This window comes from Brevundimonas sp. D3-1P, from assembly GCF_055809335.1.
The window spans coordinates 1,490,475-1,511,654 of the sequence record NZ_CM147908.1 but is presented as its reverse complement, the minus strand read 5'-3'; the positions used below and the strand labels follow the sequence as shown (position 1 = coordinate 1,511,654).

General features: G+C 69.3%; 18 protein-coding genes and 1 tRNA gene. 11 read left to right on the top strand and 8 right to left on the bottom strand.

Annotation, left to right across the window (positions count from 1 at the left end):
* Nucleotides 1-33 precede the first annotated feature (33 nt).
* The 7 genes from AC0L6G_RS07775 (at nt 34) to AC0L6G_RS07745 (ending at nt 5,231) form a co-directional block, all read left to right on the top strand.
* The gene (locus tag AC0L6G_RS07775; RefSeq protein WP_293827129.1) at nt 34-687 is read left to right on the top strand and encodes a flagellar basal body-associated FliL family protein; all 654 of its coding nucleotides are present in this window, start codon (nt 34-36) and stop codon (nt 685-687) included.
* A gap of 2 nt (nt 688-689) precedes the next feature.
* Nucleotides 690-1,733 carry a flagellar motor switch protein FliM gene (gene fliM, locus AC0L6G_RS07770; protein ID WP_291535727.1) on the top strand — a complete coding sequence of 348 codons (1,044 nt, stop codon included), beginning with the start codon at nt 690-692 and terminating at the stop codon, nt 1,731-1,733.
* A complete protein-coding gene (locus AC0L6G_RS07765) occupies nt 1,733-2,365 on the top strand; it encodes a DUF6468 domain-containing protein (RefSeq protein WP_473253146.1) in 633 nt (210 codons plus the stop codon). Before fliM ends, AC0L6G_RS07765 begins: the two co-directional genes overlap by 1 nt.
* A gap of 17 nt (nt 2,366-2,382) precedes the next feature.
* Nucleotides 2,383-3,279: a MotE family protein gene (locus tag AC0L6G_RS07760; protein ID WP_473253145.1), complete on the top strand. Its 897-nt coding sequence runs from the start codon at nt 2,383-2,385 to the stop codon at nt 3,277-3,279.
* Nucleotides 3,280-3,363: 84 nt separating this feature from the next.
* Nucleotides 3,364-3,603, top strand: coding sequence for a DUF3297 family protein (locus tag AC0L6G_RS07755; RefSeq protein WP_291535724.1), 240 nt, complete (start codon nt 3,364-3,366; stop codon nt 3,601-3,603).
* Nucleotides 3,604-3,646: 43 nt separating this feature from the next.
* On the top strand, nt 3,647-5,095 hold the full coding sequence (locus tag AC0L6G_RS07750; RefSeq protein WP_293828043.1) for a M20/M25/M40 family metallo-hydrolase: 1,449 nt from the start codon (nt 3,647-3,649) through the stop codon (nt 5,093-5,095).
* 49 nt (nt 5,096-5,144) lie between these two features.
* Nucleotides 5,145-5,231 (top strand) — tRNA-Leu (locus AC0L6G_RS07745).
* Nucleotides 5,232-5,320: 89 nt separating this feature from the next.
* On the opposite strand, the gene AC0L6G_RS07740 is transcribed toward AC0L6G_RS07745, so the two are convergent.
* From AC0L6G_RS07740 to poxB, 4 genes are all read right to left on the bottom strand, one after another.
* Nucleotides 5,321-7,618, bottom strand: a complete 2,298-nt coding sequence (locus AC0L6G_RS07740; protein WP_293826848.1) for an ABC transporter permease — start codon at nt 7,616-7,618, stop codon at nt 5,321-5,323.
* Nucleotides 7,615-8,652: an HlyD family secretion protein gene (locus AC0L6G_RS07735; RefSeq protein ID WP_473253144.1), complete on the bottom strand. Its 1,038-nt coding sequence runs from the start codon at nt 8,650-8,652 to the stop codon at nt 7,615-7,617. Before AC0L6G_RS07735 ends, AC0L6G_RS07740 begins: the two co-directional genes overlap by 4 nt.
* Nucleotides 8,649-10,163 (bottom strand): TolC family protein, encoded by a 1,515-nt coding sequence (locus tag AC0L6G_RS07730; protein WP_293826852.1) that lies wholly within the window; start codon nt 10,161-10,163, stop codon nt 8,649-8,651. Before AC0L6G_RS07730 ends, AC0L6G_RS07735 begins: the two co-directional genes overlap by 4 nt.
* A gap of 77 nt (nt 10,164-10,240) precedes the next feature.
* Nucleotides 10,241-11,959 (bottom strand): ubiquinone-dependent pyruvate dehydrogenase, encoded by a 1,719-nt coding sequence (gene poxB, locus AC0L6G_RS07725; RefSeq protein WP_473253143.1) that lies wholly within the window; start codon nt 11,957-11,959, stop codon nt 10,241-10,243.
* Nucleotides 11,960-12,106: 147 nt separating this feature from the next.
* On the opposite strand from poxB, the gene AC0L6G_RS07720 reads away from it, so the two are divergent.
* Entirely contained in the window at nt 12,107-13,147 is a 1,041-nt protein-coding gene (locus AC0L6G_RS07720; RefSeq protein WP_473253142.1) for a DNA adenine methylase, read from the top strand.
* A gap of 61 nt (nt 13,148-13,208) precedes the next feature.
* Nucleotides 13,209-13,541 carry a hypothetical protein gene (locus tag AC0L6G_RS07715; protein WP_291536453.1) on the top strand — a complete coding sequence of 111 codons (333 nt, stop codon included), beginning with the start codon at nt 13,209-13,211 and terminating at the stop codon, nt 13,539-13,541.
* 7 nt (nt 13,542-13,548) lie between these two features.
* Here the strand turns inward: AC0L6G_RS07715 and AC0L6G_RS07710 are convergent, their stop codons facing one another.
* From AC0L6G_RS07710 to AC0L6G_RS07700, 3 genes are all read right to left on the bottom strand, one after another.
* Nucleotides 13,549-14,202: a ribonuclease HII gene (locus AC0L6G_RS07710; protein WP_473253141.1), complete on the bottom strand. Its 654-nt coding sequence runs from the start codon at nt 14,200-14,202 to the stop codon at nt 13,549-13,551.
* Between the two features lie 148 nt (nt 14,203-14,350).
* On the bottom strand, nt 14,351-15,388 hold the full coding sequence (locus AC0L6G_RS07705; RefSeq protein ID WP_473253140.1) for an oxidoreductase: 1,038 nt from the start codon (nt 15,386-15,388) through the stop codon (nt 14,351-14,353).
* A gap of 8 nt (nt 15,389-15,396) precedes the next feature.
* The gene (locus tag AC0L6G_RS07700) at nt 15,397-16,833 is read right to left on the bottom strand and encodes a helix-turn-helix domain-containing protein (protein WP_291536450.1); all 1,437 of its coding nucleotides are present in this window, start codon (nt 16,831-16,833) and stop codon (nt 15,397-15,399) included.
* A 145-nt stretch (nt 16,834-16,978) separates the two neighbouring features.
* Here AC0L6G_RS07700 and AC0L6G_RS07695 point away from each other — a divergent pair, with 145 nt between their 5' ends.
* Nucleotides 16,979-18,514 carry an acyl-CoA carboxylase subunit beta gene (locus tag AC0L6G_RS07695; RefSeq protein ID WP_473253139.1) on the top strand — a complete coding sequence of 512 codons (1,536 nt, stop codon included), beginning with the start codon at nt 16,979-16,981 and terminating at the stop codon, nt 18,512-18,514.
* Nucleotides 18,515-18,681: 167 nt separating this feature from the next.
* On the opposite strand, the gene AC0L6G_RS07690 is transcribed toward AC0L6G_RS07695, so the two are convergent.
* Nucleotides 18,682-19,056: a GIY-YIG nuclease family protein gene (locus AC0L6G_RS07690; protein ID WP_366099012.1), complete on the bottom strand. Its 375-nt coding sequence runs from the start codon at nt 19,054-19,056 to the stop codon at nt 18,682-18,684.
* 125 nt (nt 19,057-19,181) lie between these two features.
* On the opposite strand from AC0L6G_RS07690, the gene AC0L6G_RS07685 reads away from it, so the two are divergent.
* Nucleotides 19,182-21,161, top strand: coding sequence for an acetyl-CoA carboxylase biotin carboxylase subunit (locus AC0L6G_RS07685; RefSeq protein ID WP_293827361.1), 1,980 nt, complete (start codon nt 19,182-19,184; stop codon nt 21,159-21,161).
* The last annotated feature ends 19 nt before the right edge of the window (nt 21,162-21,180 follow it).

The window sequence follows — 21,180 nt, the reverse complement described above, 5'->3', positions numbered from 1 at the left end:
TCTTCCCCCAAAGAGGGTCTCCGGGGCGCGCGCATGTTCAAGTTCGGCAAGAAGAAGGGCGACGCGGCTGCGGACGCCGCCCTGCCTGCCGTCCAGGACGGGGCGGCTGGGGCCGATGGCGACGCCGCCGCGGCCAAGAAGAAGAAATTGCCGCTGCTGTTCATCATCGCCCCCGTGGCGCTGCTGGTGCTGGGCGGCGGCGGGGCGGCGGCCTTCTTCATGATGAAGCCCAAGCCGGCCGAGGCCCACGGCGCCGCCGCCGAGCAGGGGCATGGCGCGGAGAAGGCCGAAAAGAAGGAAGAGAAGGGCGGCGGTCACGGCGGAGGCGGCAAGGAAGGCGAGGCCGACCCGTCGCTGGGCGTCATCGCCGCCGGGCCGGACGGCGTGACCTTCTACACCCTGCCCGACATGGTCATGAACATTCAGTCGGCCGACAGCCGTCCGACCTTCCTGAAACTGAAGCTGACGCTGGAGATGCGCGACGCCGCCGTGGCGACCCATCTTCAGGAAGAGATGCCGCGCCTGCAGGACATGTTCACCGGCTTCGTGCGCGAACTGCGCCCCGAGGACCTCAGCGGTTCGGCCGGCACCTATCAGCTGCGCGCCGAAATCCTGCGTCGTGTCAACATGATCGCCGCGCCAGGCAAGGTCGACGCCGTGCTGATCGAAGAAATGCTGGTGCAATAGGCATGAGCGACGCGGCGCAACTGGACCCGTTCGGCGGCCTGGGCGATCCGGGCGACGCCCTGTCCGAACGGGTGCTGAACCAGGACGAGATCGACAGTCTGCTGGGCTTCGACCTGGGCGATGACGACGGCGCGGAGCGTTCGGGCATCCGCGCCATCATCAACTCGGCCCTGGTGTCCTACGAACGCCTGCCGATGCTGGAGATCGTGTTCGATCGCCTGGTGCGGTTGATGACGACGTCGCTTCGCAACTTCACCTCCGACAATGTCGAGGTGTCGCTGGACAACATCTCTTCGATCCGGTTCGGCGACTATCTGAACTCCATCCCCCTGCCGGCGATACTGGCGGTGTTCCGGGCCGAGGAGTTGGACAACTACGGCCTGCTGACGGTCGATTCCAACCTGATCTATTCGATCGTGGACGTGCTGCTGGGCGGACGTCGCGGCACGGCGGCCTTGCGGATCGAGGGGCGGCCCTACACCACCATCGAGCGGGTGCTGGTCCAGCGGATGGTCGAGGTCGTGCTGAACGACGCCCGCCAGGCGTTCGAGCCCCTGACGCCCGTTCATTTCAATCTGGACCGGCTGGAGACCAATCCCCGTTTCGCCGCCATCGCGCGTCCCGCCAATGCGGCGATCCTGATCAAGCTGCGCATCGACATGGAGGATCGCGGCGGTCGGATCGAGCTGTTGCTGCCCTATGCGACACTGGAGCCGATCCGCAAGATGCTGCTGCAGCAGTTCATGGGCGAGAAGTTCGGCCGCGACAACATCTGGGAGGGCCACCTGGCCACCGAGATGTGGACCACCGAGACCGAGGTGCGGGCGGTGCTGGACGAGCAGATGATGCCTCTGTCCGACGTGCTGGATCTCAAGGTCGGCGACACCCTGATGCTGAACGCCACGCCGGATTCGGAAGTGTCGATCCGCGCCGGCTCCATCCCCCTGACGACCGGCCGCATGGGCCGCAAGGGACAGTTCATCGCCGTGCGCGTGGAAGGGCCGGTCAATCCCGAGACCGCCGCCCGCCTAGGAGGAAAATCCTGATGGCCGGAATGATCATGGATGCGGTGCTGATGCTGCTGCTGGTCGCGGCGGTCGGCTATGGCGTCAAGCTGGAGCGCAAGCTGTCGGCCCTGCGCGCCGGGCAACTGGCCTTCGCCCAGGCCGTGACCGAACTTAACGCCGCCGCCGGCCGGGCCGAGACCGCCCTGGCCACCCTGCGCGCCTCGGGCCAGGAAACCGATCTGCTGCACGACCGCATCATCAAGGCGCGCGAGGTCAAGGCGCAGCTTGAAGTCCTGATCGCCCGCGCGCCCGTGTCGACCGCCGCCCCGGCCCGCCTCGGCGAGGAAGATTTGACGCTGAGGGCGGAAGCGGCGCGTCGCGCCCCATCCGCCGCCCCGGCTCCGTCTCCGACCCCCGCCGCCCCTGCCTCCGAGGACGAGGCGCGCGCCGAACGCATGGCCGCCCTGGCCGAGCGCATCCAGGGTCTGACCGGCCCGGCGACCACCCGCCGCGCCGCCGCCGCTTCCGCCCCGATGGCCGTCCAGACCGGCCGCGACAATGTCGCCGCCATCGTCCAGGCCCTGACCGCCGGTCGATCCGCTAACCATTCCGCCAAACAAAGCCTCAACGCCGCGCGTCGTAATCTGGACGACGACCTGTTCGCCGCCTGAGTTCGGAACCGCATTTCATGGCCCGCATCCCCCGCCTTCTGCCCCTGATCGCCATCGCCATCGGCGGGGTGGTCGCCGTGCGCGCCGTGGGGGTGGCGCCGGGCTTGTTCGAGGGCGCCAAGGCCTGGGCCGAGGAGACCGCGCCCGCCGTCGCCGGCGCGCCGGCCAAGCCCGCGCTTCCGGGAACCTGCGCCGCCCTGTCGCCCGAACAATTGGCTCAGCAGGCGGGGATTTCACCGGCCGAACTGAAGATCATCCAATCCCTGTCGCAGCGTCGTGCAGCCCTGGACGCTCGCGATCAGGATTTCGCCACCACCCTGCCGCTGATGGTCGCCGCCGAACAGAAGCTGGACGCCAAGATTCAGGCCATGGCCGCCCTGAAGGCCGAGATGCGGCAGATGCTGGGCCAGGTGGACGAACGCGAAAAGGCCGAGATCGACCGGCTGGTTCAGGTCTATTCGGCCATGCGTCCCAAGGAGGCCGCGCCGGTCATGGCCACGTTGGAGGACAAGGTCCGCCTGCCGGTCGCCGCCGCCATGCGCCCGCGCACCCTGGCCGCCATCATGGCGCAGATGCAGCCGGCCCAGGCCCGCGAACTGACCGAAAAGCTGGCCGCCCGCTTCCAGGCCCAGCAGATGGCCGCCCGCGCCGCCGCCGCCGAGGCCGCCGCCCCGCCGCCCGCGCCGACCCCGGCCGTCCAGCCCGCCGCCTCGACGCCGCCCGCCGCTCAGGCCGCCCGCCCGGCGACGCCTCGTGCTTTGACGCCCCGTCCTGCGGCGTCGCGCCCCGCCCAGCGGCCGGCGGCCGCGCCCGCGCGCCGTCCCGCCGCCGCGACCTCGTCCGCGCCCGCCGGTCCCCAGGCCTATCAGCCCTCGGGCGCCCCGAACGCCCAACCGCGCCAGACGGTCCAGTAGGGCCTGCGCCGCCGACGCTTTCGGTTGGCATCCGCGCCGGGCGCCGCTATCACCGCGCCTTTCCTGAGACCCCGAGCCCGCGCCATGTCCGACACGCCCCCCGACCGCCTTTCGGTCGATCCGTCCAGCCCCCACCATGACGCCGAGGCGCTGCAACGCGGCGTGGGCGTCCGCTTCAAGGGCGAGGAAAAGACCAATGTCGAGGAATATTGCGTCTCCGAAGGCTGGGTGCGGCTGGCCCTGGGCAACCGCGTCGACCGCAAGGGCAAGGCCCTGACGGTCAAATTGCAGGGCGCCGTCGAACCCTATTTCCAGAACGGCTGACACTGAATAGGGTCCGGTTCTTCCCGTTCTGGAGCCTGCCCTCATGTCCCGTCGTCTGCCGACCGCCAGCGCCTTAGCGCTGGGCCTCGCCGTCTTCGCGCCCCTGGCGCACGCCCAGGACGCGGCCACCGTTCAGCAGGCTGTCGTCGTGCGCGACGCGGCGATGCGCGCCAACATCGCCCTGGACTACGTCACCCAACTGACCACGCGCTTCGGCGCGCGGCCGGCGGGGTCGAAGTCCGAACAGGACGCCGCCGTCTGGGCGGCCGACTACCTGCGCAGCCAGGGCTTCCAGAACGTCCGCATCGAAACCTTCCCGCTGGTGGGCTGGGAGCGGGGCGAAAGCTCGGCCGCCATCGTCGGCGACAACGCCCAGACCCTGGCGGCCGCTGCGCTGGGCCATTCGCCCGCCACGCCGCGCGGCGGGGTCGAGGCCGAAATCGTGCGGTTCGCCTCGCTCGAAGACCTCCAGGCCGCCCCCGACGCAGCCGTTCGCGGCAGGATCGTCTATGTCGACCTGGGCCAGATGCACGCCATGCAGGACGGCTCGGGCTATGGTCCCCAGACCCGCGTGCGCGGCGCAGGACCCGGCGTGGCGGCGGCCAAGGGAGCGGCGGCCTTCGTCATGCGGTCCGTAGGTTCGGACGATAACCGTCTGCCCCACACCGGCTCGACCCGCTATGTCGACGGCAAGCCGACCATTCCCGCCTTCGCCCTGGCCGCGCCCGACGCCGATCAGGTCAGCCGTCTGGTCGCCATGGGCCAGCCGGTGCGGATGCGCCTGACCTCCACCGCCCGCACCTATCAGACCCATAGCCAGAACGTGATCGGCGATCTGCCGGGCGCGACCCGGCCGGACGAGATCATCGTCCTGGGCTCGCACATGGACAGCTGGGATCTGGGCACGGGGGCCATCGACGACGCGGCCGGCGGCGCCATCACCGTCGCCGCCGCCAAGGCCATCGCCGACAGCGGCCGCCGCCCGGCCCGCACCCTGCGCGTGATCTTCTACGGTTCGGAAGAGGTGTCCCAGCCGACGCCCCAGACCGGAAACGGCGGCGCGGTCTATGCGCGCGCCCAGGGCGCGGCCCTGGACAGGCACGTCATCGCCGGCGAGAGCGATTTCGGCGCCGACCGGGTCTATGCCCTGCGCCTGCCCGCCGGCGCGCAAGGATCCGACTTCCAGAAGGCGGCGACGCGGGTGCTTTATCCGATCGGCGTCCTGGCCTCGGATCGGGTCGAGACGGAGGGCGGCGTGGATATCGGCCCGATGGGTCCGCTGGGTGTGCCCTTCTTCGGTCTGGCCCAGGACGGAACCCGCTATTTCGACCTGCACCACACGGCCAACGACACGCTGGACAAAATCGACCCGGCGCAACTGAGCCAGAACGTCGCCGCCTGGGCCGGCCTGCTGTGGCTGATCGCCGATTCCGACGTCGATTTCCGCGCCATGAAGTCCGCAGCCTCCGCCCCGGCCGCCCCCGCGCATTAGATCGCTTGGAGACCCGAACCGGTTCTGTCTATAGGGGCCGGACCAGCAAGCGGGCGTGGCGAAACTGGTAGACGCAGCAGACTTAAAATCTGCCGGACGAAAGTCCTTGCCGGTTCGATCCCGGCCGCCCGCACCAGCGGATTTCAGCGCGACCGCCCCGCGGTCAGCGACGAACACTTCCGACGGGGGAGCAAGGCGGGGCGGTCGCTCTGGCCCGGCCGAAGCCTAGGCCTGCGCCGGACGGGTCAGGCGCCAGCCCGCCAGGGCGCCGAACAGGATCGCCAGCAGCAGCAGGGTCAGCAGTTCGGGGGCGACCTCGGGGATGCGGGCGCCTGCGGCGTTCAGCTTGACGAAGGCCTGGATGGCCGAGGTCGAGGGCGATAGATGCGCCAGCCAGGCCAGGGGCTGGGGCATCAGGAACAGGGGCCAGGCCGCGCCGCCCAGGAAGAACAGCGGCACCGAGGTCCCGACCAGGATCTGCATGGCCCGCTCGTGCCGGTCGAACAGGCTGCCGATGGCCAGTCCCAGGGCCGATACGCCCGCCGCGAAGATCGGCGTGGCCAGCAGCACTCCCGCCAGGTCGCCCATCCGGGGGTAGTCCTGAAACCAGAAGACGAAGCCGAAATAAAACAGGCTGGACAGGCAGCCCACCGTGGTCAGCGCCGTCCACAGGCCCAGAAAGCCGCGCAAGGCCAGAGGCTGTGCGCCGGTCTCGCGCCGCAGGCCCGCGAACAAGGCCGCGCCCAGCAGCAGGGTCTGTTGCAGGATGATGGCGCTGACCGCCGGCACGGCGTAGCTGCCGTAGCCTTCAGCGGTGTTGTAGAGCGGGCGCTGCACCACGGACGGGGCGCGTTCTGCCAGGCGCGCGGCCTCCGATACGGGGGTCAGGGCGTGTTCGGCCGCCGCCGCCGCCGCGCCGGCCAGGGCCTTGCCCATCGCCGTCACGCGAACCAGATAGGCGCCGTTCAGATAAAGGCCCACGCCCTTGGGGTCGCCGTGGACCAGGCTGGCCTCGAAGCGGGACGGGATGTTCAGGACGGCGTCGACCCGACCGTTGCGCATCATCCGCTCGGCCTCGTCGGGGGATCGAACGATGGCCACGGGGTCCAGGGCCTGGGTGGCGGCGATCTCCCTCACCAGTCGGCGGCTAAGGGCGGAGTCGTCCTGATCCACGATAGCCAGCGGCAATTTGACCGGCGTCTGACCGGCATAGGCCAGCGGATAGTAGAAGGCGTAGGCGACGACCGCCAGCAGCAGGGTGCTGGACAGGGGGCGATGCTTGAAAATGCCTGCGAAGCCGCCCAGGAAGGCGCCGCCGAAGCTGCGGGGCGGCAGTTCCAGGCTTAAATCTTCCGCCTTGGGCGCTCGGCGGGCCAGGCGGTGCGCCAGGGGAACGGCCAGGGCGAAGGCGGCCAGGGCGACGCCCGCCAGGATCAGCAGGGACGGCAGCGAGGCGGCCAGGTCGGACCCCAGCACCATCTGCTGGCTCTGCAGACGCAGATAGTGGGTGAAGGGCAGGATGGCGCTCCAGACCTGTGAAAAGACCGGACCGTGGTTCAGGGGAAGGGTGCCGTTCGAAAAGGCGATGGCGGCCCCGGCGTAGATGGCGGTGGCCGAAAAAGTGACGTCCATGTCGCCGGTCAGGGCGACCAGCAGGGCCGACAGCGCCGCCGTCACGGCCATCAGCGCGACCAGGCCGGCGGCCAGCATGGCAAGACTGCCTTCGACCCCCCAACCGCGCCAGCCGCACAGCCAGGCGATCCAGGCCAGGCCCCACAGGGTGAAGACGACGACATAAGGCGTCAGCTTGCCGGCCAGGGCGGCCGCCAGCCGGCCGTCCATTCGCGCCGACCAGGCCATCAGAGATCCGCCGCGCAACTCGCGCCCCACGCCCATCACCGCTGCGCAGGCCATCAGCAGGTGCAGCACGCCCGGCGCGATCAGGCCGCCCAGAAACAGTTCGAAACTGAGCTGGGGATTGCCCAGCAGCGTCACCTGCACGGCCGGCGGGTTCACCTCGGCGGCGGGCAGGCCGGCGGCCCGCGCCCGTTCCAGGATCATCGGCGCGGCGGCCTCGGCCAGGGCGAGGGTCTGGGCCGTGGACGCCAGCGCCCCGACGGTCTGGAAGGCGCCGTTGTAATAGACGATCAGGGCGTCGGACTGACGAAAGGCGTTCCGCTCGATCCCCTTGGGAATATAGGCGACGCTGTAGATTCGGCCCGCGCGCATCAGGGGCCAGGTGGCCTGGAGATCGGGGGGCTGGGCCACGACGCGCAGGCCTGGACTGGACTGCATGTTGCGGATGGCGGCGCGGCTGAAGGCGGAATGATCCTGGTCCACCACCGCGACCGGCGCGTCGCGCACCACGCCTTGGAACAGCATGGCCGTGACCGCGCCCAGCAGCGCCAAGGGCATGACGACCAGCAGGACCTGGTCCCAGCGGCTGCGGGCCAGGTGCGCGATCTCGGCGCGCAGGGCGCGGGCGAAGACGCCGCCCGACCGCCGCCCGGCCGGGCTCGTCACCGGGCGGGCCAGTCGAACAGCACGCTCATGCCCGGGCGCAGGCCCTGGACGGGCGTCACGGGTTCGGCGTGAATCTCGAAGCTGCGCACGTCATAGCCGCGCGACTGACGGGTGGCGCGCCAGGTGGCGAAGTCGCCCTGGGGGCTGATGTAGGTGACGCGGAAGGGCGCGGCCTTGCGGTTCAGGGCCGGGATGTCGCCCCGCACCGTCTGGCCGATCTTCAGCCCGGCGAAGTCGCTTTCCTTCAGGTTGAACGAGACCCAGACGCGGCCGAGGTCGATCACGGTGAAGACCGGCACCCCGATCAACACCAGTTCGCCGGGGTTGGCGAAGCGTTCGGCGATCTCTCCCGCCACGGGGGCGACCAGGCGGGTCTCGCTCTGAAGCGACTGGGTTTCGCCGACGCCGGCTCGGGCGGCGGCGACCTGGGCGTCGGCGATGGCCTTGTCCTGTTCGCGGGTTCCGGCGACGGCCTTCAGATACTGCTGGCGCGCCGCCTCGGATTGGGCGGCCGAGGCGGCGCGGGCGGCGACCGCCTCGTCGCGTCGCTGAGCCGAGATGACCCCTTCGGCGAAAAGGTTTTCGGCCCGCCGGGCGGTCTGGGCCGCCAGTCGCGAAGCGGCCTGGCTGCTGCGCCAGATGGACTCCAGCGACCGCACGTCCTCGGCCCGCGCGCCCAGGCGGCTGAGCTGCTGCACCGCCTCGGCGCCTTGCAGAGCGGCGACGGCCTGCTGGTCGCGGGCCTCGATCTCGGGGCTGGACAGGATGGCCAGGGCCTGACCCTTGGCGACCCGGTCGCCGGCCGAGGCCAGAAGCTGCTCCACGCGGGCGGGGGCCTTGGTGGCCACGGTGAAGGTTTCGGCCTCGACCATGCCATGGACCTGGGGCGCGGCCGGGCGGGCGGCCAGATAAAGGCCCACGCCGATGAAGACCAGGACAGCCAGAACGGCGCCGCCGATCAGCACGGTCCTTATCGTCGCGCGGGACCGCCGGCGCGGGGCGGTCGGGGCGTCGACGGGGGCAGGGTCGGTCATGGGGCGATCACCCGGTCGGCGCGGTTGAGATAGTCGGTGAACTGGTCGCTGCGGCGGCTGGCGGCGAGCAGGGCGGCCAGGGCCAGTTCGTATTCATAGGCGGCGGCCGCGCGTTGGAGCCGGGCCGTCCCCAACAGATTGCGCGCGTCGATCAGGGCCGAGGCCGGGGCCTCGCCCTCGCGGAAGGACAAGTCCTGGATGCGCAGGTTCTCTTCGGCGGCGGCCAGGCTGGAGTCCAGCGACAGGAACTGGCGGCGCGACAGTTCGACCAGATTATAGGCGCGGATCACCAGCAGGCGCACCTCGTCGCGCGCCCCGCGCTCGACCTGTTCGGCGGCCTGGGCCCTGGCCTGGGCGGCGCCCAGCATCCTGCCCCGATCCAGCGACGACAACAGGGTGATGCGCGCGCCCACGCCCACGGCCCAGTCCGGTTCTGTCGGCAGGGCGTGGTCCGGGTTCAGATTATAGGTCCCGAAGGCGAAGACCGAAGGCTTGAACCGCGATCGGGCCAGATCGACGCCCGCCTCGGCCAGGTCGCGCCCGGCCTGGGCCTGGGCGATCCGGGGATGGTTGGCCGCCCCGGCCGCGATGAAGTCGTCGACCGGGGCGACGGGCTGGGCGTTGACGAACAGCGGGCTGGTAGGCCGCACCTGGCCTTCCACCTCCATCAGCCGGGCCAGGCTCTGGACCGCCGTATCGTGCTCCAGGTCGGCGCGGTCGACCTGACGCTGGGCGGCGTCGCGGGCGACCTGGACCTGAAGCCGCTGGCCGGCGCTGAGCACGCCTTCGCGCTCCATCAGCCGGGCGTTGCGCAGATGCAGGTCGAAACCGTCGCGGGTGTCGCGCGCGATGGTCAGGGCCTCCAGGGTCAGGGTCTGGCCGAAATAGGCGCGGACCAGGTTGACGCTCTCGATATCTCCCGCCTCGGCCTGACGGGCGCGGGCCATCTCCACATTGGCCCCGGCCGCGTCGCGCAGCGCCGGAATGGCCCCGCCGGTGTAGATCGGCGCCACCGCCGTCGCCACGGGGCGGAAGGCGGTGTCGGCGGTCCTCAGGCGCACGTTGCCCGGCAGGCTGGCGAAGAACTCGGGCAGGGCCTGCTGCAGCCGGTCGTTGATGGTCTGGAGGATGTCGCCCGGCACGCCGGGAAGATCGCCGACCAGGCCGGGCAGAAGCTGGCCCGCCACATCCTGGGCTTGGCCCAGAGCGTCGGACAGGTCGATGTCGAATGTCTTCTGATAGCGCAAAAGCTGGGCGTCCAGCGACACGGTGGGGCGGTTCAGGGTGGCGACCGCCCCGGCCTGGGCCTGGGCCGCCGCGACATTGGCGTCTGCCGCGCGGCGCACGCTGGACACCCCGTCCAGCCGGGCCGCAGCCGCCTCGAACGACAGGGCGACGCCGCTCGTCGCCGGCGGCTCCTGCGCCCAGGCCAGGGTCGTCGGCCCCAGGGCGAACGCGCCGGCCAGGATCGACAGGCCAAGCCTGCGCCGTCCGAACCTCCTCAACCTCATCGCCACCCCTTCCGCCGTTGCGAAAGGGTGACATCGCCCGCCCATCCCCTCAAGTCCAGACACCTTCCGTCGCGCCGTCACAGATTGGTGCGCGCCAATTCCAGAACCTCGTCGCCTCGGCCGTTCATGACGGCCTTCAGCATGAACAGGCTGAAGCCCTTGGCCTGTTCCTTCTTGATCTTGGGCGGGATGACCAACTCCTGGGCGGCGGTGACGACGTCCACCAGGGCGGGGCCGGGATGGGCCAGGGCCTGGGCCACCGCATCCTCGACCTGATTCGACGCCTCGACGCGGAAGGCGGCGACGCCCATCGCTCGCGCCATGGCGGCGAAGTCCGGGTTCTTCAGGTCGGTCCCCACGTCCAGGAAGCCGGCGGCCTTCATCTCCATCGCCACGAAGCCCAGCGAGCCGTTGTTGTAGACCACGACCTTCAGCGGCAGACCCAGTTGCGACAGGCTGATGAAGTCGCCCATCATCATGGTGAAGCCCCCGTCGCCGGACAGGGAGATCACCTGGCGGCCGGGGGCTGCGGCCTGGGCGCCGATGCCCTGCAACATCGCATTGGCCATCGAGCCGTGGTTGAAAGAGCCCAGCAGCCGCCGCTGGCCGTTCATGGTCAGATAGCGCGCCGCCCAGACGGTCGGGGTGCCGACGTCGGCGGCGAAGACGGCGTCCTGAGCGGCCAGTCGGTCGATCACGGCGGTCAGATATTGCGGATGGATGGGGCGGTCCGCCGGCGCGGGGCGGGCCAGTTCGTCCAACCCTTTGCGCGCCTCCGCATAGTGTTTGCGGGCGGCCTGAAGGAAGCGCGGGGAGCGATCCGTCTTCAGATGCGCAATCAGTGCGGGCACGGCCTCCGCCACGTCGCCGACGATCCCTTGCGCCAGATGGGCGCGCTTGCCCAGGGCGGAGGGGTCGCGGTCGATCTGGATGATCCTGGCGTCCGACGGGTAGAAGTTGCGATAGGGAAAATCGGTCCCCAGCATGACCAGGGCGTCGCAGTTCATCAGGGCGTGATAGCCGGACGAGAAGCCGATCAGGCCGGTCATGCCCACGTCGTAGGGATTGTCCCATTCGACGTGCTCCTTGCCGCGCAGGGCGTGGACGACGGGGGCCTGGAGCGCCTCGGCCAGGGCCAGGACCTGGTCGTGGGCGCCCGCGCAGCCGCTGCCGGCCAGTATGGCGACCTTGTCGGCGCCGTTCAGCATCTGTGCGGCGCGCGTCACGTCCTCGGCGGCGGGGCTGATGCGCGCGCGCGCGCGCGCGCTCCAGTCAGGCGAGGCGCCGTCCGGCGCCCGGGCCAGGGCGACGTCGCCGGGCAGGACGATCACCGCCACCCCGCCCTTGCCGACCGCCGTGTTCAGGGCGCGGGCCAGGATGCCGGGAATCTGGGCCGGATTGGACACCAGTTCGCAGAAGTCGCTGCATTCGCGGAACAGCTCCTGCGGGTGGGTCTCCTGGAAATAACCCAAGCCGATCTCCGACGAGGGGATGTGGGCGGCGATGGCCAGGACCGGAACCCGGTTGCGATGACAGTCGAACAGGCCGTTGATCAGGTGCAGGTTCCCAGGTCCGCAACTGCCGGCGCAGACGGCCAGTTCGCCTGTGACGGCGGCCTCCGCCCCGGCGGCGAAGGCGGCCGTCTCCTCGTGGCGCACGTGCATCCATTCGATGTCGTCGAAGCGGCGCAGACTGTCGTTCAGTCCGTTCAGGCTATCGCCCGTTACGCCCCAAATCCGCTTCACCCCAGCCGAGGCCAGGGTCTGGGCCAGAAGGTCCGCGACGGTCATCGCCATGTTAAAGTCCCCGATAGGTCCGCTGTCCGCGGCGGGCGCTCGATGCGCCCGGTCCAGCTTAACAATGCGCGGGACGGCGTTCGGCTGCGTGCGATCTGTCGCCTCGCGGCGAAGCGGCTATGCTGCGGCGATGAATCGGGCGGCGGCATGATCAAATACATCGGCTCCAAGCGCGCCCTGCTGGGCCATGTGACCGGGGCGGTGGCGGGGGTGCTGCCGCAGGGCGGGCGGGTCTGCGACCTGTTCTCCGGCACGGCGAGGGTCGGCCACGCCCTGAAGAAGCAGGGATTCCAGGTCTGGTCGAACGATGTGAACGCCTATGCCCACGCCCTGGCGACGACCTATGTCCAGGCGGATCGGGCGCGGTGGATCGCGCGGGCCGAGGCGGTGCTGGCCGAGTTGCGAACGGTGAAGCCCCAGGCCGGCTGGTTCACTCAGGCCTTCTGCCGCGACGCCCGCTACTTCCACCCCGACAACGGCGCCCGGATCGACGCGGCGCGCGAACGGATCGAGGCGATGGGGCTGGAGCCCGAACTGAAGGCCATCGTCCTGGTCAGCCTGATGGAGGCGGCCGACCGGGTGGATTCCACGGCCGGCGTGCAGATGGCCTATATGAAGCAGTGGGCGCCGCGCGCGCTGAAGCCGCTGGAGTTGCGGACGCCGGACCTGGTTCCCGCCGTGGCGGGCGGCCCCTGTCGGGCGACCCAGGGCGATGCGGTGGCCATGGCCGATCAGGTGGAGGCGGACCTGGTCTATCTGGACCCGCCCTACAACCAGCACTCCTATCTGGCCAACTACCACTGCTGGGAAAGCCTGGTGCTGTGGGACCGGCCCGAGACCTATGGGGTGGCCAACAAGCGGGTGGACGTGAAGACCCGCAAGAGCGCCTTCAACAGCCGCCCCGGCATCGGCCCGGCCCTGCGGTCGGTGGTGGAGCGGATCCGGGCGCCGAACCTGATCGTCAGCTTCAACGACGAGGGCTATCTGAGCCGCGCCGAACTGGTCGAGATGCTGTCGTCGCGGGGCCATGTGCAGGTGATCGAGGTGGCCCATTCCCGCTATGTCGGCGCCCGGATCGGCATCCACAATCCCAAGGGCGAGAAGGTCGGACAGGTCGGGCGGCTGCGCAATGTGGAGCAGCTGTTCGTGGTGACGGACCGGCCCGTGGCCCTGCCGGTCGCCGCATAATCGTCGGAAAAACAACACGACTCGCCCTGGAACGCGAATCGGGGCCTGCCGTTGTCGGTGCATGGAACCGCGTTTCGACACCGCCCGCCCCAGGCCCCGCGCCGACGCCGACATCGGCGCGGAAGGCACGGTCGCGCCGGCCGAACCGCGCTCCTGGGCGCCGCCGTGCGAGGCCCGGGCGGACCGGTCTTGGGATACGTCCCCTGCCCAGGCGCGACCCGTTTTCACCCACAACGCCGCCCGCTACGCCCGGTCGGCCGAACCCGTCGCCCCGGTCGAGCCGGTCGACCAGGAGCCGGAGCTGTCGCCGCCGCCGCGCTGGATGATGATGGTGGCGGGTGCAGCGGTCGCGGCCCTGCTGGGCGCCCTGCTGGGCGGCTTCATGCATATCTGACGCGCGGTCAGGGCTCTTCCAGCAGGGCCTTGATCGGAGACCAGCCCCGCCGGTGCGCGGGGCAGGGACCAAGCGTTTTCAGGGCTGTCTGATGGATCGGGGCGTTGTAGCCTTTGTGCGCGGCGAAGCCGTAGCCGGGATATTGGGCGTCCAGGTCGATCATCAGCCGGTCACGCGCGGTCTTGGCCAGGATCGAGGCGGCCGCGATGGACAGGGACAGGCCGTCGCCGCCGACCACCGTCTGGATTTCGCACGGCAGCTTGAACCGGTAGGCGCCATCGACCAGGGCGGCGACCGGCTGCACCTGCAGCGCCTCGATGGCGCGGCACATGGCCAGGCCGGTGGCGTGCAGGATGTTCAGGTCCTCGATCTCCTCCACCGAGGCGAAGCCGACGCCCCAGGCGACGGCGCGGGTCTTTATCTCCGGCTCCAGCGCGGCGCGGCGCTTTTCGGTCAGGGCCTTGGAGTCGTCGATGCCGGCGGGCAGATCGTCGGGGTTCAGGATCACGGCCGCGGCCGACACCGGCCCCGCCCAGGGACCGCGCCCCGCCTCGTCCACCCCGCACACCAGGCCGCCGACGCGCTGGATCAGCACGGTCTCCAGCGCCAGGGTCGGGAAGGGGCGCGCCTTGGGTCGAGTTTTGGGCGTCGTCTTAGCCATGCCCCGCCATCGCACGAACCTAGGCGTGACGAAAGCCGGTCGTCTGTCGATCGTTGACGACGCGACCGCCTGCGACGGCTGCGTCGAGTCCCATCAACCGGCTTGCGGGCGGGCAGGTGTGGCTGAAGATGACGGCCGGGATCAGATGTTAAAGCGCGATCTCGCGTCTTTCGGCCGAACTCCGCAGGCCGGCGTCGAGGATGCGCATCACCGCGAGGGCTTGGTCGGCGGGGACGGGCGGCGGGCCTTCGCCCCGGATGGCGTCGCGCATGGCGGCGTAAAAGGCCGGATAGTCGCCGCGTTCGGGCGCAGGCGTCGTGCGGACGGGCCGGCCGTCCCTGATCGTGGTCAGCACGCCGGGGCAGGGTTCGATCCCCCAGCCCGCGTCGCCGGGACGCAGGCCCGCCTTGGACTGGCCTTCCTGGGGGTCCAGGCCGTGTTTGATGAAACTGCCGCGGTCGCCATGCACCACGTAGCGCAGGCCGGATTCGGCGACGAGGTGTCCCATGTTCAGGATCACCCGCAGCCGATCGTAGCGCAGCAGGACGTGGGCGTAGTCGATGGCCGCCGCGCCGTGACGCTGGGCCTGCAGATCGGCGTAGACGCCCAGCGGCGGGCCGAACAGCTGGACCGCCTGATCGACCAGATGCGGCCCCAGATCGGCCCAGACCCCGCCGTCGCGCCTGTCCTTCCATCGGTCGGTCACGGCGGGGCGGAAACGGTCGTAATGGCTTTCGAACACGGCGACCTGGCCCAGTTCGCCCTCGGCGAGCAGGCGGCGCAGGGTCAGGAAATCGGCGTCCCAGCGACGGTTCTGGAAGACGCTGAAGACGCCCGGCGCCTGGGCCGCCACGGCGGCGACGCCTTCCGCTTCGGTCAGCGCGGCGGCGAAGGGCTTGTCCACCACCACAGACTTTCCGGCCTTCAGGGCGGCGATCGACTGTTCGGCGTGCAGGGCGTCGGGCGTGGCCACGACGATCAGACCGATGTCGGCGCGCGCCAGGGCCGCGTCCAGATCGGGCAGCACCTCTAAATCCGGCAGATCGGCGTGCACGGCCTCGGGCCGCGAGGAGACGACAGCGCGCAGGGCCAGGCCTGGCGTGGCCTGGATCAGCGGCGCGTGGAACGTCTGTCCGGCCAGGCCGTAGCCGACGACGGCGACCCCAATGGGTGCGTTTGAAGTCATGTCCGCGATCAATAGCGGTCGGGGCGCGGACCATCCAGCACATAGGGGATGACGCCGCGTTCGTTCTCGGGCACCCGCAAGGCGCGGTCCAGCGGCGGAAAGGCGCGTTGGGTGCAATCGGTGCGCTCGCAGATGCGGCAGCTGACGCCGATCCGCGTCGCCGGGCCGTTCAGGTCCAGACCCGCCGCATAGACCAGCGACCCGGCGTGTTCGACCTCGCAGCCCAGCGATAGGGCGTAGCGGCGGTCGTTGGCCAGATAGGAGCCGCTGGCCTTGGACACGCTGCGGGCGATGGAGATATAGCGCGATCCATCCGGCATCTCGGCCAGCTGCACCCCGATCCGGTCCGGCGTGGCGAAGGCTTCGTGCACGTTCCACAGGGGACAGGCGCCGCCGAAGCGGGCGAACTGGAAGCGTGTCGCGCTGTGGCGCTTGGTGATGTTGCCGGCCATGTCGACGCGGGCGAAATAGAAGGGCACGCCGCGCCAGCCGGGTCGCTGCAGCGTCGACAGACGATGGCAGACCTGTTCGAAACTGACCTGGAACCGGGTCCGCAGCCGGTCGATGTCGTGCTTTTCCTGACGCGCCGCCTCCAGGAAGGCGCGATAGGGCAGCAGCAGGGCGCCGGCGGCGTAGTTGGCCAGGCCCACGCGGGCCACGTCGCGCGCCGTGTCGGTGCGGAAAGCGGCCTGGTCAAGCTCGGTCTCGATCAGGTCGCGGAACGACAGCAGGGCCAACTGGTGCGCCAACTGAAACGACCGGGTCGCGCCGGGCTGCCAGGCGTCCAGCGTCAGAACGCGGCTGGCGGGGTCGTAGCGGCGCAGCGCCGCCTGGCCCGCCACATCGACCACCCGCACGCCATGCAGGTTCGCCAGCACCGTCTCCAAAGCCCGTTCGATCTGGCCGTCGCGCGCCACCGACGCCGACAGCCCTTCCGCCGCCGTGTCCAGGGCGTCGATGTAGTTGTCGCGATAGTGAAAGAAGTCCCGCACCTCTTCATAGGGCAGCAGGGCGACGCTGGCGCCGTGTTCGTCACGGCCCAGGGTGTCGTCCAGCGCCTTCACCCGCTCATCCAGACGGCGGAAGGTCTGGTGCAGGGCCAGGAACTGGCGGGCCAGGCGCGGGGTGTTGGCCACCGCCTGCTTCAGTTCGGCGGCTGTGGGCGGCTCAGCGCCCCCACTGATGGGACCCGCGACATCGGTGGTGGCTTCGCGCAGGTCGGCGATCAGGCGGGCGTCGCCCTCCAGGTCGAACAGGCTGGCGTCCACGTGAAAGGCGCGAGTCAGGGCGATCAGCACCCGCGCGGTGGCCGGGCGCTGGTTGGTCTCGATCTGCGACAGATAGGACGGCGACAGGCCCAGCCGTTCGGCGCAGGCCTCCAGCGTCCAGCCGCGCGCCTCGCGCAGCTTGCGCAGCTTTGCGCCCAGGAAAAGCTTCTCAGCCATTCGCAACTTTGCAGATCATCTCACAGTCCTTTGCAAGCCCGCGCAGTTCCACACTTTTTGCGAAGTTGCATTTGCGTATTTGCGATGAAGTCGCCACTCCATAAGACAACAACAGCAAACAACAACAGGGACGGTCGAACGGAACATGACCCAAGCCATCCTCGAAGAACTGGAGCGCCGTCGCGCCGCCGCGAAACAGGGCGGCGGCGAAAAGCGTATCGCCGCCCAGCACGCCAAGGGCAAGCTGACCGCGCGCGAACGGATCGACGTGTTGCTGGACGAAGGCTCCTTCGAGGAAACCGACATGTTCGTGGAGCACCGCAGCCACGACTTCGGCATGCAGGACCAGCGCATCCCCGGGGACGGGGTGGTGACGGGGCGCGGGACCATCGGCGGGCGGCTGGTCTATGTCTTCTCCAAGGATTTCACCGTCTTCGGCGGCTCGCTGTCGGGCGCCCATGCGGCCAAGATCGTCAAGCTGCAGAAGATGGCCCTGACCACCGGCGCGCCGATCATCGGCCTGTTCGATGCGGGCGGCGCGCGAATTCAGGAGGGGGTGGAGAGCCTGGCCGGTTACGCCGACATCTTCCTGCAGAACACCCTGGCCTCGGGCGTCATCCCCCAGATCAGCGTCATCATGGGCCCTTGCGCGGGCGGCGACGTCTATTCGCCGGCCATCACCGACTTCATCTTCATGGTGAAGGACACCTCCTACATGTACGTGACCGGCCCGGACGTGGTGAAGACCGTCACCAACGAGGTGGTCAGCCACGAGGATCTGGGCGGCGCGCGGGTCCATGCGGGCAAGTCGGGCGTGGCGGACGGGGCGTTCGAGAACGATCTGGAGGCCCTGTCGGAGGTCCGCCGCCTGATCGGCTTTTTGCCCCTGTCGAACCGCGAAAAGCCGCCGGTGCGCGAAAGCTATGACGAGCCGGATCGCGACGAGCCCTCGCTGGACACCCTGGTCCCGGCCAATCCGAACCAGCCCTATGACATGAAGGAGCTGATCCTGAAGGTGGTCGACGAGGCCGACTTCTTCGAGATCGGCGCCGACTTCGCCAGGAACATCATCACCGGCTTCGGCCGCCTGGACGGCCAGACGGTCGGCGTCGTCGCCAACCAGCCCCAGGTGCTGGCGGGTGTGCTGGACATCGATTCAAGCCGCAAGGCCGCGCGGTTCGTGCGCTTTTGCGACGCCTTCGACATTCCGCTGGTGACGCTGGTGGACGTGCCGGGCTTCATGCCGGGGACGAAGCAGGAGTACGGCGCCCTGATCAAACACGGGGCCAAGCTGCTGTTCGCCTATGCCGAGGCGACCGTGCCGAAACTGACCCTGATCACGCGCAAGGCCTATGGCGGCGCCTATGACGTGATGAGTTCCAAACACCTGCGCGGCGACGTCAACTACGCCTGGCCCACCGCCGAGATCGCCGTCATGGGCGCCAAGGGCGCGGTCGAGATCATCTTCCGCAAGGAGGCCGGCGATCCCGAGGCGCTGGCCGCGCGCGAGGCCGAGTACAAGGACCGGTTCGCCAATCCGTTCGTGGCGGCGGGGCTGGGCTATATCGACGACGTCATCATGCCGCACGGGACGCGGCGGCGGCTGGTGAAGGCGCTGCGGACGCTGAAGAACAAGGTCCAGGAGAACCCCTGGAAGAAGCACGACAACATTCCGCTGTGATGGGCTTCGGTTTGCACACACTCTCTCCCGTCAACCTAGGCCTTGTGCCTAGGATCCAGAGACTCCGTCGAGGACGGGGCGCACCGTCGAACACCGGGAGCCTGGATCCTCGCCACAAGGGCGAGGATGACGGGATTAACGAGGATGACGGGATTAAAAAGAGAGGCTCATTCTTCAGGCGGCGTCCAGTCGCGATACGCCTCCGGATCGGACGCCGCCTCCACGCCGTTGTTCAGCAATCCCCCGAACAGATCGTCCCAATGCGGGTTGGTCCGCTCGATCAGGTTCGTCTTCCAGTCGCGCGGCCAGCGTTTCAGCGACTTCTCCCGCTGGATCGCGCCGACGATGGTGTCGTGAAATTCGAACCAGACCAGTCGCTTCAGCCCATACCGCTTGGTGAAGCCGTCAACGAGGCCTTCACGGTGCTGAGCGACGCGCGAGATCAACTGACTGCTGACGCCGATGTAGATCACGCCGTGCATTCGACTGGTCATCATGTAGCAGCCGATCAGGCTGTTCGCCCCGACCATCGCATCCCCCATTTCCCGTCATCCTCGGGCTTGTCCCGAGGATCCAGAGTCCCGGTATCGACCGTGGCCCCTCGGCCACGACGGAGCCTCTCGATCCTAGGCGCAAGCCCTAGGATGACGACAGTGAAGGACTGACCATGTTCTCCAAAATCCTCATCGCCAACCGGGGCGAGATCGCGGTTCGGATCATCAAGACCTGCCGCAAGATGGGCATCCAGACGGTGCAGGTCTATTCGGAGGCCGACGCCGGGTCGCTGGCGGTCGAGATGGCCGACGAGGCGGTGCTGATCGGGCCGGCGCCGGCGGCGCAGTCGTATCTGCTGGCCGACAAGATCGTCGAGGCGGTGCGCCAGACGGGGGCGCAGGCCGTGCATCCGGGGTTTGGGTTCCTGAGCGAGAACGCCGGGTTCGCGCGGCGGCTGAGGGACGAGGGGATCGCCTTCATCGGCCCGAACCCCGAGGCCATCGAGGCCATGGGCGACAAGATCAGCTCCAAGAAGCTGGCGGCCGAGGCGGGGGTCTCCACCGTGCCGGGGCATATGGGGCTGATCGAGACGCCGGACGAGGCGGTCAGGATCGCCAATGAGATCGGCTATCCGATCATGATCAAGGCCTCGGCCGGCGGCGGCGGCAAGGGCATCCGCGTCGCCCATTCGGACGCCGACATGGCCGAGGGGTTTGCGGCGGTCAAGGCCGAGGCGCTGAACGCCTTCGGCGACGACCGAGTCTTCCTGGAGAAGTTCATCGTCGACCCGCGCCACATCGAGATCCAGGTGCTGGGCGACAAGCACGGCCATGTGGTCCACTTGTTCGAGCGCGAATGTTCGATCCAGCGCCGCAACCAGAAGGTCATCGAGGAGGCGCCGTCCCCCCTGCTGGACGAGGCCACCCGCGCCGCCATGGGTGCCCAGGCCGTCGCCCTGGCCCAGGCCGTCAACTACGACTCGGCCGGCACGGTCGAGTTCGTGGCGGGTCAGGACAAGTCCTTCTACTTCCTGGAGATGAACACCCGTCTGCAGGTCGAGCATCCGGTGACGGAGCTGATCACCGGGGTCGATCTGGTCGAACAGATGATCCGGTCGGCCTGGGGCGAGACCCTGGCCTTCAAGCAGGACGATCTGAAGATCGACGGCTGGGCCATCGAGAGCCGCATCTACGCCGAGGACCCCTATCGCGGCTTCCTGCCCTCGATCGGCCGTCTGGTCCGCTACGAGCAGCCCGAAGAAGGCGACCAAGGCGACTATACCGTCAGGAACGATTCCGGCGTCCGCGAGGGCGACGAGATCAGCATGTTCTACGATCCCATGATCGCCAAACTGTGCGCCTGGGGGCCGACGCGCAAGGCGGCGGTCGAGGGCATGGCCCGCGCCCTGGAGGACACCCACCTGGCGGGTCTGGGCCACAACGTGCCCTTCCTGGCGGCGGTGATGGACCAGGATCGGTTCCGTTCGGGCAACCTGTCGACCAGCTACATCAAGGACGAGTTCCCGGACGGCTTCAACGGCCTGCATCCGACGGTCGAGCAGCAGCGCATCCTGATCGCCTCGGCCCTGGCGATGCACGAGGTGATCGCCGAACAGGACGGCGATCCGTCCGATCGCACCGACTGGATCGTGATGATCGACAAGACGCCGCACGGCGTCGGCCTGTCCTACGACGAGGACGAAGAGATGATCCTGACCCTGACGGGCGGCGGCGACATCCGCCTGTCGGACATCGACTGGCGGCCCGGCCTGGCCCAGTTCAAGGCCGAGCTGGACGGCGAACCCTTCACCGCCGAGGTCAGGCGCGTCGCCGACGGCTTCGACATCCGCCATCGTGCGGCCAGGGCGCGGGTGCGGGTGCTGCGGCCGCACGTCGCCGAACTGTATGCGCGCCTGCCGGAGAAGGTCGCGGCGGACACCTCCAAGATGGTGCTGTCGCCGATGCCGGGCCTGGTGGTGTCGATCCCGGTGACGGTCGGCCAGGAGGTCAAGACCGGCGAGACCGTGGCCATCATCGAGGCCATGAAGATGCAGAACATCCTGAAAGCCGAGCGCGACGGGGTGGTCAAGGCCGTGGGGGCCAAGGACGGCGATCCGGTGGCGGCCGACGACGTGCTGGTGGAGTTCGGGTGATGCTCGCCCGCTGCGCAAA